Origin of the sequence: Brevundimonas sp. PWP3-1b1 (assembly GCF_049896065.1) — a bacterium.
Lineage (GTDB): Bacteria > Pseudomonadota > Alphaproteobacteria > Caulobacterales > Caulobacteraceae > Brevundimonas > Brevundimonas intermedia_B.
In genome coordinates, this window is sequence record NZ_JAFCTO010000001.1 from 683898 (window position 1) to 700163 (window position 16266).

15 protein-coding genes, 1 tRNA gene, 1 rRNA gene and 1 pseudogene are annotated in these 16266 nt (G+C 63.6%); 11 read left to right on the forward strand and 7 right to left on the reverse strand.

Translation table 11 applies throughout. The features are described from left to right. The first annotated feature begins 39 nt into the window (after nucleotides 1-39). Nucleotides 40-154: ribosomal RNA gene (gene rrf / locus ACP69V_RS03275) — 5S ribosomal RNA — on the forward strand. A gap of 93 nt (nucleotides 155-247) precedes the next feature. After that, a tRNA-Met gene (locus tag ACP69V_RS03280) sits at nucleotides 248-324 on the forward strand. 238 nt (nucleotides 325-562) lie between these two features. On the opposite strand, the pseudogene ACP69V_RS03285 reads toward ACP69V_RS03280, so the two are convergent. Then, nucleotides 563-1897, reverse strand: a pseudogene (locus ACP69V_RS03285) (transposase). Between the two features lie 261 nt (nucleotides 1898-2158). On the opposite strand from ACP69V_RS03285, the gene ACP69V_RS03290 reads away from it, so the two are divergent. Continuing rightward, nucleotides 2159-2476, forward strand: a complete 318-nt coding sequence (locus ACP69V_RS03290) for a hypothetical protein (RefSeq protein ID WP_426022625.1) — start codon at nucleotides 2159-2161, stop codon at nucleotides 2474-2476. Between the two features lie 4 nt (nucleotides 2477-2480). Here the strand turns inward: ACP69V_RS03290 and ACP69V_RS03295 are convergent, their stop codons facing one another. Continuing rightward, the gene (locus ACP69V_RS03295) at nucleotides 2481-3185 is read right to left on the reverse strand and encodes a hypothetical protein (protein WP_426022626.1); all 705 of its coding nucleotides are present in this window, start codon (nucleotides 3183-3185) and stop codon (nucleotides 2481-2483) included. On the opposite strand from ACP69V_RS03295, the gene ACP69V_RS03300 reads away from it, so the two are divergent. After that, nucleotides 3151-4146 (forward strand): L,D-transpeptidase family protein, encoded by a 996-nt coding sequence (locus ACP69V_RS03300; RefSeq protein ID WP_426022627.1) that lies wholly within the window; start codon nucleotides 3151-3153, stop codon nucleotides 4144-4146. The genes ACP69V_RS03295 and ACP69V_RS03300 overlap by 35 nt on opposite strands. Nucleotides 4147-4158: 12 nt before the next feature. On the opposite strand, the gene ACP69V_RS03305 is transcribed toward ACP69V_RS03300, so the two are convergent. The 4 genes from ACP69V_RS03305 to ACP69V_RS03320 form a co-directional block, all read right to left on the reverse strand. After that, nucleotides 4159-4926, reverse strand: coding sequence for a hypothetical protein (locus ACP69V_RS03305; protein ID WP_426022628.1), 768 nt, complete (start codon nucleotides 4924-4926; stop codon nucleotides 4159-4161). A 131-nt stretch (nucleotides 4927-5057) separates the two neighbouring features. After that, nucleotides 5058-5840: a CPBP family intramembrane glutamic endopeptidase gene (locus tag ACP69V_RS03310; protein WP_426022629.1), complete on the reverse strand. Its 783-nt coding sequence runs from the start codon at nucleotides 5838-5840 to the stop codon at nucleotides 5058-5060. After that, entirely contained in the window at nucleotides 5837-6916 is a 1080-nt protein-coding gene (locus ACP69V_RS03315) for a hypothetical protein (protein ID WP_426022630.1), read from the reverse strand. The genes ACP69V_RS03310 and ACP69V_RS03315 overlap by 4 nt, the downstream gene beginning before the upstream one ends. A 39-nt stretch (nucleotides 6917-6955) precedes the next feature. After that, the gene (locus tag ACP69V_RS03320) at nucleotides 6956-7174 is read right to left on the reverse strand and encodes a hypothetical protein (protein ID WP_426022631.1); all 219 of its coding nucleotides are present in this window, start codon (nucleotides 7172-7174) and stop codon (nucleotides 6956-6958) included. Here ACP69V_RS03320 and ACP69V_RS03325 point away from each other — a divergent pair. Together ACP69V_RS03325 and ACP69V_RS03330 are read left to right on the forward strand one after the other, a co-directional pair. Continuing rightward, a complete protein-coding gene (locus ACP69V_RS03325) occupies nucleotides 7173-7832 on the forward strand; it encodes a hypothetical protein (RefSeq protein WP_426022632.1) in 660 nt (219 codons plus the stop codon). The two genes, ACP69V_RS03320 and ACP69V_RS03325, sit on opposite strands and share 2 nt — an antisense overlap. 207 nt (nucleotides 7833-8039) lie before the next feature. Further along, complete coding sequence (locus ACP69V_RS03330; RefSeq protein ID WP_426022633.1) at nucleotides 8040-8774, forward strand: hypothetical protein; 735 nt, start codon at nucleotides 8040-8042, stop codon at nucleotides 8772-8774. 120 nt (nucleotides 8775-8894) lie between these two features. Here the strand turns inward: ACP69V_RS03330 and ACP69V_RS03335 are convergent, their stop codons facing one another. Next, nucleotides 8895-9296, reverse strand: coding sequence for a hypothetical protein (locus ACP69V_RS03335; RefSeq protein ID WP_426022634.1), 402 nt, complete (start codon nucleotides 9294-9296; stop codon nucleotides 8895-8897). 273 nt (nucleotides 9297-9569) lie between these two features. Between ACP69V_RS03335 and ACP69V_RS03340 the strand changes: the two genes are divergently transcribed. From ACP69V_RS03340 to ACP69V_RS03360, 5 genes are all read left to right on the forward strand, one after another. Continuing rightward, nucleotides 9570-9998: a hypothetical protein gene (locus tag ACP69V_RS03340; protein ID WP_426022635.1), complete on the forward strand. Its 429-nt coding sequence runs from the start codon at nucleotides 9570-9572 to the stop codon at nucleotides 9996-9998. 269 nt (nucleotides 9999-10267) lie between these two features. After that, nucleotides 10268-10804 carry an RNA polymerase sigma factor gene (locus ACP69V_RS03345; RefSeq protein WP_426022636.1) on the forward strand — a complete coding sequence of 179 codons (537 nt, stop codon included), beginning with the start codon at nucleotides 10268-10270 and terminating at the stop codon, nucleotides 10802-10804. Further along, nucleotides 10801-11745: a FecR family protein gene (locus ACP69V_RS03350; RefSeq protein ID WP_426022637.1), complete on the forward strand. Its 945-nt coding sequence runs from the start codon at nucleotides 10801-10803 to the stop codon at nucleotides 11743-11745. The genes ACP69V_RS03345 and ACP69V_RS03350 overlap by 4 nt, the downstream gene beginning before the upstream one ends. Before the next feature lie 103 nt (nucleotides 11746-11848). Beyond that, nucleotides 11849-14878: a TonB-dependent receptor gene (locus ACP69V_RS03355; protein WP_426022638.1), complete on the forward strand. Its 3030-nt coding sequence runs from the start codon at nucleotides 11849-11851 to the stop codon at nucleotides 14876-14878. Nucleotides 14879-14954: 76 nt separating this feature from the next. Next, nucleotides 14955-16082, forward strand: a complete 1128-nt coding sequence (locus tag ACP69V_RS03360) for a pectinesterase family protein (protein WP_426022639.1) — start codon at nucleotides 14955-14957, stop codon at nucleotides 16080-16082. The last annotated feature ends 184 nt before the right edge of the window (nucleotides 16083-16266 follow it).

The window sequence follows — 16266 nt, forward strand, 5'->3', positions numbered from 1 at the left end:
GAATGCGCGATAGGTCAGGATTCATGTGTGCTTGGTTGACCTGGTGACTATGTCGGAGGTTCCCCACCCGATCCCATTCCGAACTCGGTCGTTAAGCCCTCCAGAGCCAATGGTACTTCGTCTCAAGGCGCGGGAGAGTAGGTCGTCGCCGGGTCTACCAAGCACACATGATATTTGCCCTAACGCGCTTCGCGCTACTTGAGGGCATCTTCTCGAACCGTTCTTCCTTCACGACACTACCGCTTGCCGCGGGATGGAGCAGCCCGGTAGCTCGTCAGGCTCATAACCTGAAGGTCGTAGGTTCAAATCCTACTCCCGCACCCAACTTCATAGTATTATCGCCGTCCTGGTTCACCAGGGCGGCGATTTTGCCTTGTACGGTCAACGCAAACTTGCCGCGCTCCGGCAACGGCATCACCACCACGGTCTCGATCAACTTGCGCACCAAGTCCCGAGCCTCGGCCGCAGCCTCACTGTCGCTGCGTTCGAGGGCGCGTTCGGGCGAGGCTACGACCGCCCGGTAATGCTCCGCCATCCGTGCGCACGGAGAGTCCGGTGCCCGCTAGCATCGTTGCCAGGGCGGTCCGATCAGGCGGGCTATTTTCCGCAGGTTCTGGGCGGTGGCGGCGAGGAGGAACTCGTCTCGGGCGCTGCAGCGACCGCGAAGGCGCAGCTGGTCCAGCCAGAGGATGCGGTTGAGGTGTGCGAACAGCTCGCGTCGGGAGGTGACGTAGGCGTCGGTCCTGGCGAGGTCCCTGGCGTCTTCGTGGATGGAACGCGTCACCTTCCGAGCCGGCCCGTTGGGGCAGCACTCGGGCTTCAGCGCGCAGGCGTCGCAATGGATCTTGGAGGCGCGATGCCGATAGGTGTCATCCGGCGGGGTGTCGGGGTGATCGGCGCGGAAGGCTCGCCGATATTGCTTCAGTTCCTTGCCCCCTGGACAGCGATAGAGGTCGGCGGCACGGTCGTAGGTGAAGTCGGCCCGGGAGAAGGTCCTTCCGTGCGGCCAGACTTGTCGATGATCGGGATGTGCGGGGCGATTCCCTGGTCGTTGACCAGCCATTCCAGCATCTCGGCCGAGCCATAGGCGGTGTCGGCGGCAAGGCAATCGGGGTGGCGATCATGCCTATCCCGGACCCGCTCGATCATGATGCGGGCCGCGGTCAGTTCGGCCGGCCGCACGGCAGTGGACGCCTCGACATCGACGATGACGGCGTGTTCCAGATCGATCACGTAGTTTGTGGCATAGGCGAAGAAGGCCGGCCACTTGTTGGCGGCGGTCCAGCGCGCGGCCGGATCCACCGGCGAGATGAACTTGGGCGTCACCGGCGTGGCCCCACCGAACGGCGCGTCGTCTAGCACCGCCAGGTACTCGTCGATGGCCCGGCTGGACGCCTCGGGCGGCAGACCGGGATCGCCGGGCACGCTGCGCTCGCGGTTAGCTTCGGCCTTGATCACGCTGGCGTCCACGGCGCAGCCCTCGCCGCCTACCAGGCCTTCCGACATGCACCGGCGCAGGACCGTGTCGAACAACTTACGCAGCAGATAGCTGTCCCGGAAGCGGCCGTGGCGGTTCTTGGAAGGTCGAATGATCCGGCACGGCACCTTCCAGACCCAGCCGGCAGAATCAGCGATAGGCCAGGTTGAGGTGGACCTCCTCGCATAGCCGACGCTCCGACCGAATGCCAAAGCAGTAGCCGAACAGCAGCATCCGGATCAGCAGTTCGGGGTCGATCAAGGGGCACCCATAGCGCTGTAGAACGGAGCCAGATGCGCTCGCAGACCCTCCAACTCCACGAACCGGTATCGACCTCAGCAGAGGGTTCGCCGGGACGTGGTCCTCCAACGAGAAAGTATAGAACAGGGCTGCCTGATCGATCCGCCGCTCGCCCATCATCGCGCTGTCTCCGGCTTCAATGACCAGAGTGAACAGCCCCCGCCGTCCGAGGCAACTGCCGAATTTTCAACGCTATCGGCGCATCTCCGACATCCTTGAGCGGCGGTGCCTGACTCGAAGGCGACGTTCGGAAGGTACGCTTAGCGACCCATGGTGCGAGACTGCACGTGTCCGCAACCCGTGGCGGGGTGGTTGTGGTTGTGGCAGTCTGTACGATGAGCAGTCTTCGACTATAGGCCTCGTCAAAATTAGGGATATTCCATGCGCTCAATCATTCTGGCTGGTGCTGTCGCGGCAAGCCTCGGGGCATGCGCTTCGGCGCCGCCGATGACGACATCTGAGACCTTTGTCTTTCCTGAAGGCTTGAAGGTGATGGAGGGCGGATACCCCTATGTTGGCGGCCCTTGTCGACTGCTGGGCGAAACCTTCGCCACGTCTGAACTACTGGACGACAGCGCCGATCTGCTCGGCTGCCCTCGTAACGCCATGCAGGATCCTCGGGTCAGCGCGGCAGGCCGCGTTGTCGGCGAATACGAGGGGGTCGTTCTGGTCTCTGTGCCCCGGCGCCCTGCGCCCTAAAGGTTCAGCGCATAAATCGACATGAAAGTCGGATGCCGTCCTGTCGTTGAATGGTCAGGCTGCGACCGGAAATGACGGTGTTGAAGGGCGACCACTCAGCGGTTTTTTGACCAGCGATCCAGGAGAGCCCTGCCGCGCCATAGGCCGCCACGACGCCGTCGTGCACATCGAGCTGAAAGGTTTGGCGGCGTCCATCGCCCACGCAGCGCGCGGTTCTGAGGGCGCCGTCGGCCGGATCGAGAACGGCGACGAACAGTCGTTCGCGCTCGGCGTTGGCGTCGCGAAGGCACGCGCCCTGATCCGTCTGAAAGGCGCACATCGCGCGCCGTTTAAACCAGGCGGGCTGATCTTCGATCCAGGCGCTCTTGGGCATCGCCGCCTCCACCGCCCTCCAGCGGACGGCCAGGTCACGCTCCTGGCGAGCTAGGTCCGGGTCGGCGCAGATGAACTGATCGGAGGCATAGACGGGCCGGTCGCAGTCGGCTGTCATCTGCTCAATCGGCGGCGGAACGGCCTGCGCCGTCATCCAAAGGCTCGTGATTGCGACGACGATGCTCATGCGCTTCTCCCGACGCGCCGTTGTGACAGGACGTCGGCGCGAATAGTCTCGCGCGAGACTAGCACCAAAGCCCAGCAGATCGGACATGAGCATGTCGGGATACAGCAGGCGCGCGATGCGGCCCTCCGTCGTGGCGATGCTCTTCGCCATCATGGGCGCCGAACCCGCACTGGCGCAGGGCCGCCCCGCCAGCTCGGCTGTCGATCTCGCACGAGCGGCGGAACGCCTTCAGCCAGGCGAGTGGGTCTGGGCGCCGGAGATCGCACCGGCCGGGCCGATCCTGATCTATGTGAACCTGTCGGACCAAAGGGCCACGGTCTATCGCAACGGCGTGCGGATCGGTGTTAGCACCATCTCGTCGGGACGCGCTGGGCACGAGACCCCGACGGGCGTCTTCACCATTCTTCAGAAGGACGCCCGGCACCATTCGACCAAGTACAACAATGCGCCGATGTTCTACATGGAGCGGCTGACCTGGGACGGCGTGGCGCTGCATGCGGGCGGCTTGCCCGGCTTCCCGGAAAGCCATGGCTGCGTGCACCTGCCGCTTCAGTTCGCGCGGCTACTTTATGGGGCCACCGACTTCAGCGTGACGGTCGTGATCGCCGGCGACGCGGCGCGACATGTGGGCGCGGTTCCTGCCGGCGTGCTGGCACCGTTCGCGACGGACGGGCGGCCCGCCCAGGCGCTTGCGGCGGACGCGCCGTGGCGATGGGCCCCCGAGCTGGCGACTGAAGGGCCGACGACGGTCATCCTGTCCAAAGCGGATCAGACCGCCGTTGTTCTTCGTAACGGCGTCGAAATCGGCCGCAGCGCCATCGCCTTGGATGACCATGATGGCGAGGTGCACGTCCTGACGCTGTCGGCAGGGCCGAATGGCGAGAAATGGCTCTACGCCGGTCTGCCAGGGCGAGAAGGCGAGGCAGGCTCGGAACTGAGCGCCGCCATGCTCGGGCGCCTGCGGGCGCCGCGCGCCTTTTACACCCAGCTTCGCTCACGCCTCCGGCCCGGCGATACGGTCGTCGTCACGCCGGCGCCGATTGGCGAGGGATCGGTCGGCGCGTCGCTGACGGTGATGGACGCCATCGACGAGCCGTCCGAGACTCCATAAGGCTGTCGTGGCTCAGCGCCGCGCGCCGATGTCGATCGTGTAGTTGGCGCGCTCGCCGCGGCGGGCTGCGTTGCGCATCAGATAGACTTCGATCCTATAGGTCCCGTTGGCGGTTGTGCGGCCCTGATAACGGTTGCCGCTGGTTGAACCGATGAACAGCGCCTGGTTTGCGCCGGGCGCGGTGACGTTGAAATAGCTGGACCGGTTCGAGGTGCGCATCGCCACACTCAGCGTCTGGCCGGCCCGGAGATCGACCAGATAGGTCACGGTCTCATAGCCCGAAACCGTGCCCTGGCGCGTGGCGGAGGAAGCGCCGCGCGCGAAACGAATCGTCTCGGTCCGGCCGCTGGCGACGGGGCCGCCGACCGGACCGGGCAAGGTGGTGGGATGCCCGTTGACCGGCCCGCCGACAGCGTCCGGCAAGGTGGTGGCGTGACCGCCATGGACCGGGCCGCCGACCGGCCCCGGAAGCGTCGTCGGGCGCGAACGGTGGCAGTCGGGTGACGGCGTGACCATGATGGAATCGTAGCGGCCGTTCATCGTCACGACCGACAAGCATACGCCGCGCCGCTCGTTCCACCAGTAGGTCCAGGTCCGGTCGTCACCGGTTTCGCCCCCGACATTGGCGTAGCCGCGAGAGGCGAGGGCGGTTTCTCCACTGCTGCCCCGCGCGCCGACAAGGTCGCGGACGTCGGACGGCGCGGTCTGCGCCCAGGCCGCTCCGGCAAGTCCGATGGGCGTCAGGAGAGCCAGGCTCATGACGAGGGCTGAAGGTCGCATCTCTAGTCTCCGAAAAGGTCGCGCTCTGGCGACCATGACGACAAATGAACTTGCACCGCAGCACGGAGGCGGATGGCGTCCGGGCCCGAAACTAGAGCGGCGATGACGCGCGAGAGTTCCCGCGCGCGCCGCTAGATCGGATCGTCCGTGCCGATGGGCATGTGCCCGCCCGCGAACGACATCAGGAATAGCGACCAGTCATTTGCGATATGCGCCGTCGCGGAGACCCAGAGGTTGCGCGTGACGATGTAGGCCATAGTCAACACAAGCCGCGCCGTGCCGATGGTGCCCAGACACTGCACGACGTTCCAGTTATAGGTCGGCAGGTGCAGGGCCGCGAACAGCAGGGTAGAAACGATGACGGCGAGAGCGAGCGCCCAACGCCTCGACATGCCGAACCTGGAGACGCAGAGCCAGAGGATGGCAAGCAGCGGCAGGATGGTGATCAGTTCTTCGCCGATGAGTTGAATGAAGGTGCGCGCCAGGAAAAGCAGCAGATCGGCGACGCCAGCCGCCGCAAGGTCGGCCACCGCAGTGTTCGACGATAATTCCATGATACGGGTGAGCAGCAGGCCGGCGATCATCGAACTGACGATGGTCAGGACGCCGAACCCGAGACCTGTGAAAAAACCCTTGAATCCCATCGGACGAAAGAGGGCGGGGGCTCGCCCTCCGGTCACCGCCATCACGGCCAGCAGCGGAAGGCCGGTGAACAGCAGCGTTGGGATGAAGTCGAGGGGGAAGGTCTTCAGCGGCAGCAACTCCAACTGTGCGAAGGCCAGCCCCAGGGCGACCAAGACCACCAGCCAGCCACGCCCGCTGACCTCGACCGGATCACCGGCATAGTAGGGAAAGTCGCGCCCTGGTGACTCTGGTCGCTTGCGCCGTTCGCCGACATGGACCGCGGTGTTCATTTCAACCGTCCGCTGAGGGTTTCGGGGGGTTCGATGGTCCGCTGCCATTTGATGGATTTGATCTCCCAGGCGGGGTCTATCGCCTTCAGGTTGCGGAACAGGCCGGGCAGGTGGCCGGCGCCGTAGGTCACATAGATCTTGTCCGCCGGGCTTTGAGCGATGCGCGCCGCCAGTTCGCGATTGCGATAGTCGAGCACGACCTTGTTGATCGGATCGCTCTCGTCATCGTTGGACGTCACGATGTTCAGGACGCCTCGGCACGCCGTGCCGATGAGAACCTGTTGTCCCGGCGTCGCGCGGTCCAGCCATGCCAGAGCCTTGGCCATGTTGACGCCGGACGCCTCGTCGTCTTTCACATCAGCCGAGCGCGCATAGGCGGCGAACGCGGGGTCCGTGCGCACGAGCCGTTCGTATTCGCGCTTCATGTCGCCTGTGGTGACGTCGGCTATGACGTGACGCTCGGGGTGCGCCGCCTTGTCCGCGTCCAGCAGCGTGAAATAGTTCATCTGGAAATCCAACCCGCAGGCCTTGCCCAGGGCCGTATAGTTTGCGGACAGGTCGCCGCCGCCGGCCAGGGTTTGACTGAACCAAGCTTCCGCGCTCGGATCCTGCTGAACCCCCTCGTAGAAGAGGACGTAGCCCTCGGTCAGGGCGCGTTCCAGGTCGTAGACGACGCCCTTGTAGAAGCTCTCCGTCCCGATGTGCATCATGCCCTGGAAGACGACGGTCTGCCTGCCGTTCGACAGGGTGGCCAACGGCACGGTCACAGGCCGCAGGGTTGCATTGAACGCCAAATAATAGATCGGAGCAGCAGCCAGGATCGACAGAACGGCGAATGTGGCCAGAGCGACCTTCAGCACGGTGGTCCGCCACCGCTGGCTTCGCTGTCGGGAAAACAGTCGGCGGATGACCCATCCGATGGGGAAGGTCAGAATCGCAGCGATGACCGCCACGACCAGCACCGCCCACCATCCCAGATCGAACAGGATGGGCAGGCTTAACAGCGTTCCGACCAAGATCAGAAACCAAAGGATCGCAGAAAGTCGGATCAGCCAGATTTCGGTAGAACCCTTCATTTCCGCACCTTCTGAACGCCGCAAGCCGATCTGTCTCAGTCAGGTCACGGCCTGCGGCGCATGGATGCGCTGTAACCGTTCGGCGAACAGTAGCTCCCATGTTTTGCGCAGCGTCAACTTCCTCGAAACGCGCCCTCCGACTGGGGAGTGCCTCTGGATTGTGTAGGCGCTCTGGGTCTGCGACTGTCGCTGCGCGACACCGGCGGGCGGCGACCGGCAAACAGCGAACAGCGAACAGCAGGCGATCATGGATTTCATGAAGATCCTGAAAAGCTTCGAAGATTTTATCTTCGAGGCCGCCAGTTGGCTGCTCTTCTATCCGCTGACGCTGGGTCGCATCATGCTGCATCCGCTCAAGACAATGGAATATTCTGATCGCGAACAGATGGACGACAACGAGCATCGCTACGACGACGCCCTAAGCCCGCCTCTCCTGCTCATGGTGACGATCCTCCTGTCTAATCTGATCTCTGCGGCAGCGCACATACCTCCCCCGGATGCCACCACTGCGATGCTGAAGACGATCACTGCGACGCAGCAGAACCTGACCCTGTTCCGAACCCTGCTGTTCAGCCTGATCCCTCTAATCGCAGCGTCCAGCGTGGTGCGGCGGCAGGGCAAGAAGCTCAGTCGTCAGACGCTGAGGGCGCCCTTTTACGCGCAGTGCTATCTGGCCGCCTTCTGCGCCGCCTTCGTCGCTGTGGGCGATCTCTTCCTGCGCCGCCCTGAACTCAATAACGTGATCGGCGCCCTTATCATCTGCGGCGGCGTGGCGTGGTTCCTGGGGGTTCAATCGGCGTGGTTTGCGGGCAAACTCAACATCGCCAAGCCCAAAGCCGCAGCCATCGCCGCTTGGGCTACGCTAAGGGCGATCGTCTATATGCTCCTGGTCGTCATCCCCGTGGCCTACGTCTGAGCGTGCCGTGTCGTTGGCAAAGGCACGGTTCAATATGACCCGAGACAGCTTGACCTCCTCATCACTGGCCGGCGCAATTCAGCCTTAATGTCGCCTGGATGGGGAACGGAGCGTGGCGTTGCGCGATTTTCCGTGAGAGGCTCAATCGCCTTTTGATTGTAACTGCGGTCAGGCCATTGGAGACGACCGCTCTCACCGAGGATCGCCATGACGTCTCGACTGATCAATGCCGCATTGGTTTTCACCCTGGCGGCGACGCCGGTCCTGGCCCAGACGCCCTCCCGCCTGAGCGATCTGGTCGGCGCGCGGGCAGGGCAGTCCGAAGCGGAGCTTCAGAGGCGCGGGTATCAGGCGACGGATCGCAGCGAGGTCGTGGGCGACGGTCGCATGACCTACTGGCGCCGCGGCGACGAATGCGTGTCGATCATGACACGCGACGGCCGCTATGAATCCATCAACCAGGCCGGCCGCGCGGAATGCGGCGGGCGGTCGTCGTCCAACACTGACGCGATCGTCGCCGGAGTGGCCATCGTCGGTCTCGCCGCCGCGCTGGCCGCTCACAACAGCCATCATAACGACCGGGACAACAACCACGACCGCGAGTACGAGCGCGGCTATCAGGCCGCGCTCTACGGTTCCAACTATGATGATCGCCACGAAAGCGAGGGCTATCATGAGGGGTATCTCGCGGGCGAACGCGAGAGCTCTAACCGTCGTCACGCGAGCAGTGGCTGGATGCGCGGCGTTCCCGATGCGGCTCAGCGCGCTTGCGGCGCGCGAGCCGATAGACAGGCGGACCGTCCATCGGGCTCAAGCGTGGCGGTCAGCATGCGCGAGCTTGGCCCCAACGAATATGAGTTGACCATGGCGGCGGGCTGGATGCGTTACAACTGCCGGGTCAGTGGATCGGGCGAAGTGCTGTGGTTGGAACCCGCTAGGTGATCCTCACACGCGCCCGCTGACGTGTCAGGGCGCCCGACGTTTTCGTCGAACACAGGCGCCTCAGTGTTCAAAGAGGCTAAGCGGAGATTTCGAGGCGCCTTCGTTCGAAGTGCCAGTTCTTTAGCGTTTAGATTTGGATATGCACATGTCCGCCGCCGTCTTCAGCTCAGGCGTCAGATAGGAGCCGCCAACCGCGAACAGGGCGATGAAGAAAGCCGCCATGACGGCGATCATGAAGGCGTCGGCGTTGTCGCGCAGCAACCGGGAGCCTTTGTCCAGAATACCGGTCGCTACCTCACCGGGCGCGCGGCGTTCGAGAATTGTGGTTGCCAGGAACAACACCGTCACAAGCATGATAGCGAACCAGAAGGCCGGAAGGGCCAGGGTTGTCGTGATTGGAACAGGGTTGGCTGCAACCTCGTACTTCTCGAACCATTTGACGTGCGCATACGCAGCAGTCGCAGCGGCTGACAGGCCGAGGGTCAGGATGGTTATGCGTGCGCCTTGAGCATTCAAAGACATGATTGGTCTCCACTCAGCGTCGTGCATTCATCAGAATTGGCAGCTCGCCATTACCACAGCACAGCCGACACGCTGTCAACATAAGCGGGAGAGGCCTCTTTTACGCCGCCGCAGGCGATAAAACTGAGGCTATCTATATAGATTAGGGCCAGCCCCTATCCGGGGTGAACATGGTGCCTTCACCAATCTCGCTGATTTGACTAGGTCGAGGGAAAGGCCACTGTTGATGAGGCTATCTCAGTTGACCGCTATCAGAGGACTCAGAAGTGAGGAATGAAACTCAGCGCAATGAACGCAGTTGGCTTTTGTATTTTCATAGCGGCGTGCAACTCCCCATCACCGGCAACAGGACCAACCGACGCTACTGTTAGCTCCGAGATCGCGCTGTCCCCGCAGCAAGACGCTTACGTTGCGGGCACTACTTTCAACGCTGTCGCCAACATTCGATGCTTTGGAATCGGTGACGCAACCACGACCGAATGCCGCGCGGGTGTCACGCGCCGGCAGGACGGTAGCGCTGACGTCACCGTGTTTGGAGCCGGAGAGGAGCGTATTCTTCACTTTGACGCCAATAATCGTGCCGTTGGATCCAATCTCGCAGCCGGCACAATTTCGAGCACAGTAGATTCAAATGGCTGGGTCATCGTCGAGCTTGGTGTAGACCGCTACAGCTTTCCGGTAGAATTTCTAAGTGGGGACTAAGCCACTCAGTTCTCGTCACTGCATCGCTAAGCGAAGAGCCGGGTTTTGGTGCTTCTGACGGCTTTTTGCGTCCGGCTGGCGTCGAGTTCTCAATAAGCAATGCCTGATGTTGGAAGCCTGACAATGTCTGCTTCTGGCGCACGGCCGCCTCGGCTGCATGCACAGTATTCCGGACACTACGTTTTGACGGAACCCCCGCCGCCGCGCATCGTGGCCCAGAGGGGGAGCTGAAGTTGGTTCAGGACGGCGGAAAATCGGAACAAGCACGGGTGCGTTGGTTGGCGCATGAAATCCTGCCCCACGAGCAGGACGTGCGCGTCTGGTTGAAGCGTTCGCTCGTCACCTCCAACGATGTCGATGACGTTGTTCAGGAAGCCTATTGCCGACTGGCGAACCTGAAGTCGGTTGAACAGATCGAAAGCCCGCGGGCCTATTTCTTTCAGACCGCGCGGTCCGTGGTGCTGGAGCAGATGCGGCGCGCCCGGATCGTGCGGATCGACGCCGTGACGGAAATAGACGCCCTGCGCATCGAGTGGGACGAACCGTCGCCCGAGCGTATCGCCGGGGGGCGCAAGGAACTCGAACGCGTCATGAAGATCGTCGCCACATTGCCGGAACGCAGCCGACGCATCTTCGAGATGCGCCGGATTATGGGGCTGTCGCAAAAGGAGATCGCGGTTCAGCTGGGCGTGACCGAAAACGTGGTCGAGAACGAAGCCGCGCGGGGGCTTAAGGCAGTCCTGGCCGGTCTGGCGAAGGCGGATTCCCAAGTCCATGCGTCGTCGAACGGGGAGCGGCGCGCATGAGCCGGGAAATCTCGACAGAAATCGACGCCGTCGCTGCTGAGTGGGCCGCTCGGCTTGACGCGGGCGCATTGGGCGCTGCGGACCAGATCGCATTGAACGATTGGCTCGCAGGCGACAGCCGTCGTCAGGGCGCCTTGTGGCGGGCGCGGGCGGTCCTGACCTTGATGGTCGATCCTGTGTCGGAGGCGAAGGCGCACCTGACGCCGGCAAAGCTCGACCGTCGCGTCCTGCTCGGCGGGTTCGGCCTGGCGGCGGCGGTCGCCGCAGGCGTCGTGCTGACGCCGGTCTTGTCGCGACAGCGGTATCGGACCCTGGTGGGGGAGATCCGTCGGGTGCCACTGGCCGATGGATCGATGGCCGCGATCAACACCGATACGACGCTGGATGTCCGTTTCCAGAAGGCCGAGCGCGCCGTGACGCTGGATCGCGGCGAGGCCTGGTTCCAGGTCGCAAAAGACCGGGCGCGTCCGTTCGTCGTGGCGGCGGGAGACATTCGGGTTCAGGCGGTCGGCACGGCCTTCTCCGTTCGTCGCAAGGCGGGCGGGGCCGAGGTGCGGGTGACTGAAGGCGTGGTGGAGGTCTGGAGCGACAAGGGCGTCGGGGGACAGCGTCGCCGCGTCGTGGCCGGCGAACAGGTCTTCGTTAGCGACCAGGCCGGCGCCTCCAGCCCTGTCAAGCGTCCCCTGGAGATGGATCGCGCCCTGTCGTGGCGGGACGGCCAGATCGTCCTGGACGGCGACACAATCGCCGCTTCCGCCGCTGAGTTCAATCGCTACAACAGCCGCAAGATCGTGATCGTCGATCCCGATCTGGAAGGTCGCACGGTCGTCGGCTGGTTCCGCACCAACGAGCCCGAGAGCTTCGCCGAGGCCGTCGGCGTCGCCCATGGGGCGGGCGTCAAGGTGTCGGACGACGTCATCATGTTGGGCGGCGCGGAATAATCTTTCCATCCGGCGACGGAAAGTCGATCGCCGGGCATCGAGACTCTCGGAACCCTCGCAGAAGGGTCCGGGAACCAGGAAACAGAAAAGGGAGGGCCGACGCATGGCCATGTCGCGAAACCAAGGCGCGAGGGCGTCGCTGATGATCGCCGTCAGCACGATGGCTCTGGCCGGCGCTGGCGCCGCCCAGGCGCAAGACAGGCAGTTCAATGTTCCGGCGCAACCCGCCTCGACCGGCGTGCCGGCGTTTGCGCGCCAGGCCGATCTGCAGGTTCTGGCTTCGACGGATGCGGTCGCGGGACAGCGGACTGCCGCCGTACAGGGCGTCTATTCGGTCGATCAGGGACTGAACCGACTGCTGCAAGGCAGCAATCTGGTGGTGGCGTCCAACAACGGCCGAACGGCGGTGCTCGCCGGCGCCACCGTGGCCCCGCAGACCGCCGCTCAGGGGAGCGAGGTCGAGGATCAGGCCGACGAAGTCGAAACTATCGTGGTAACCGGTTTCCGCGCCTCGTTGGGCAGCGCGCTGACGGCCAAGCGTCGGGCAAACGGCGTCGTCGATGTCATCAAGGCCGAGGACATGGCCGACTTCCCCGACGCCAATCTGGCCGAGTCCATCCAGCGGGTGCCGGGCGTCTCCATCGCTCGCGATGCCGGCGAAGGCCGTCAGATCACGGTGCGGGGCCTGGGACCGCAGTTCACGCGTGTCCGCATCAACGGCGTCGAGGGCCAGAGCACGGCGTCGGGCACCGACAGCTCGGGCGGGGCGAACCGCAACCGCGCGTTCGACTTCAACGTCTTTGCGTCCGAGCTTTTCAACAGCATCACCGTGCGCAAGACCGCCTCGGCCGAGACCGAGGAAGGCTCTCTGGGCGCGACGGTCGATCTGCAGACCGGGCGACCCTTCGACTATGCCGGCGCCAATCTCGTGCTGTCGGGCCAGTATGGCTATAACGACCTGTCGCGCAAATGGGACCCCCGGTTTGCAGCTCTGGCCAGCAACACCTGGATGGACGGTCGGCTCGGCGCGCTTGTGTCGGTGGCCTATACCAAGCGCCAGCTGTTGGAGGAGGGGCATGGCTCCGGCGGCTGGCTGAACGGTACGGAAGCGGGCGGCTTCAATCCGGCGTCTCCATTTTCCGACGCCAGTCGGGCGGACGTCTATACGCCGCGCTTTCCGCGCTACGGACGGCTGACGCATGATCAGGAGCGTCTCGGCCTGACAGGTTCAGTGCAGTTCCGCCCGCAGGAACAGACGCTGATCAACCTTGATCTGCTCTACTCCGACTTCAAGGCGACGCGTCAGGAGAACTGGCTGGAGGCCCTGTCCTTCGCCCGTAACGCGTCCCAGGGCGGCCGGCCGGAAATCATCGTGCGCGACGGCGTCATCGATGAGAACGGCGACATGGTCTACGGCCTGTTCGACGACGTCGATGTGGAGAGCGAAACCCGCTACGATGAGCTCGACACCAAATACACCCAGGGCACGCTGAGCATCGAACATGCATTCAGCGACCGGTTCCGCGTCAAGGGTCTGGTCGGCTATTCCAAGTCCGATTTCGACAATCCGATCCAGACGACGGTGATCCTGAACCGCGAGAATTCGGACAACTACTTCTACGACTATCGGCAGAACCGCGACCCGCCGCTGATCGGCTTCGGCTACGATGTCACCGACCCGCTGGCCTATAATTTCGGTGCGGCGCGGTCGGAAATCCGGCTCCGTCCGCAAGGGGTGACGAACACCATCAAGACGGCGCAACTCGACGGAGGCTTTGACCTGACGCCGTCGCTGACGCTGAAGGCGGGGGTGAACTACAAGGAATACGAGTTCGACTCCTGGGCTCTGGCGCGGGTCAACGAGGGCGTGGTGCCCCAGCTGCCGGCCGGCGTGACCCTGGCCAGCCTGACTGAGCTGGTCAGTGGCTTCGGACGCAATCTGGGGGCTCCGGACGGGACGGTCACGAACTGGATCGCGCCCAACCTCAACGCCTTTGCGGACCTGTTCAACATCTACAGCGGAACAGGCCTGTTCGAACTGAGCGGCGCATCGAACGCCAATGCGCGGGGCAACATCCGCAATGTGACCGAGAAGGATTCGGCCGCCTATCTGCAACTGGACTTCGATACGGAGCTCGGCGGTATTCCGGTGCGTGGCGACATCGGCGTTCGCTATGTGAAGACCAAGCAGAGCTCGACCGGCTATCAACTGGTCGCCGGCGCCGCCCAGCAGACGACGGTTGATCGCGACTATGACGACGTGCTGCCGGCATTGAACCTGACGGCCGAGGTCACGCCGGACTTCCTGCTGCGCTTCGGTGCGGCCAAGGTCATGACGCGCCCAAATCTCGGCAGCGTGACGCCGGGAGGCAGCCTGAGCACGGTCGGGGTGTTCAGCGTCAGTTCGGGCAATCCGTACCTGGATCCCATTCGCGCCACGACCTACGACCTGTCGGCCGAATGGTATTTCGCGCCGGACGCCCTGCTGTCCGTCGGGCTCTTCTACAAGGACATCGACAGCTACATTCAGACCTCGCGGATCTCGCAGCCGTTCAATGAGTCAGGCCTTCCGCTTGGTCTGCTCGACGGCCTGGGCGTGTCGCCCAGCGACGTCTTCCTGTTCAGCCAGCCGGTGAATACCGAGGGCGGCCCTCTGAAAGGGATCGAGATCAGCTATCAGCAGCCGTTCACCTTCCTGCCGGGGCCGTTCGACAATCTCGGCGCCATCTTCAATGTCACCCTGGTGGATTCGAAGATCAGCTACATCTCCTCGCGTTCCCCGACGGGCTTCGTCGAGAACGACCTGCTCGGCCTGTCGAAAACCGCCTACAACGCGACCCTCTACTATGAGGACGACCGGTTCAGCGCCCGTGTCTCGGCGGCCTATCGCGATCGCTATCTGACGGCGGTGCCCAGCGGCACCAGCACCAACGATATCGACGGGGTGCGCGAGATCGTGACGGTGGACGCCTCTGCCTCCTACGCCCTGACCGATCGCATCAAGGTGACGTTCGAAGGGCTGAACCTGACCGACGCCTTCAACGAACAGTACACCGACAGCCGCCGCGACAGCATCTACGTCTATTCGCACACGGGACGGCAGTACAACTTCGGCGTCCGTTACACCTTCTAAGACACTCCCAACTCCCCCAAGGAGACCTGGCGCTGACCGGTTCGCCGGTCGGCGCCGATTTTCATTCGGAGCCGCCATGATCCCGCTGGTCTCACGTCGCAATCTGCTGGCCGCTGGCGCCGTCCTGCCCATGATGGCGTCGGCGCCGTCATGGGCGGCCGCGACAGCATTCGACGCCGTCATCTGGGCCGGCCCCGGCGACCGTCAATTCGGGGCGCCCGTCTATCCCAGCCTGTCCGCCGCCATCGCCGCCGCGCCGGCTGACGGGCGAAAGCCGTTCCGCATCCTGGTGACGCGGGGTATCTGGACCGAGCAGGTCGTCGTCGACAAACCCTTCATCCACCTGATCGGCGAGGATCGCTCGGGCTCTGTGATCAACCACTTGGCGGCCTCGGGGCTGACGGCGCCGGATGGCCGGATGTGGGGCACGTTCCGCACGCCGACCCTGTTCGTGCGGGCGCCCGATTTCCACGCCGAGACTTTGACGATCAACAACGCTTTCGACGGTCTGGCGGAAATGACAAAGCCGAACGGGCTGCATTCGCACAATGGGGCGGGGCCGCAGGCCGTGGCCCTGATGATGGACAAGGGATCGGACCGCGCCGTCATCCGCAACTGCGATATCCTCAGCTATCAGGACACCCTGTTCCCCGATGCAGGCGCGACCCTGTTCGATCGCTGCCTGATCACGGGCAGCTATGATTTCATCTTCGGCGGCGGGCGCGCTTGGTTCGAACGCTGCGAAATCCGCTCACGTCTGCGCCCTGCCGATCCGGTCGAGGGCTATATCACGGCCCCCAGCACGTCCATCGAGCAGACCTATGGCTTCGTCTTCCACGACTGCCGCCTGACCAAGGATGCGGGCGTGGTCAGGCGTTCGGTCTTTCTCGGCCGGCCATGGCGCCCTTCGAGCGCCTTTCCGGACGGGCGGTACGGAGACCCTCGCTTTGTCGGCGCAGCGACGTTCCTCAACTGTTGGATGGACGACCATATCGCGCCGGCGGGATGGACCGAAATGTGGTACACGGGGCGCGACGGCAATCCCCGCACCATGCTTCAGCCCGAAGAGGCGAGGTTCGCGACCTTCAACACTCGCGGTCCCGGCCGTGCAGACTTCTCACGGGGCGCGCATTTGTCGGCGACGCAGGCGGGAAGCATCCGACGAGAGGGGGTCCTGTCGGATATAAATCTCCAACTGCGCTAAGCCGCAAAGATCAGCTGTGGTGTTAGGTGTCGACCTAATCGAGCTCCCGAACTTAAACACCAACAAAACCCCACAGCTTTTGGCCGTGGGGTTTTGTGCGTTTAGCGTTCTGACGCAAGAGCTCTCTGTCAGCTCGGTGATCGCGGAACGAGCTCTGTTGACTGGGTGTCGCTCGAAGCAACGA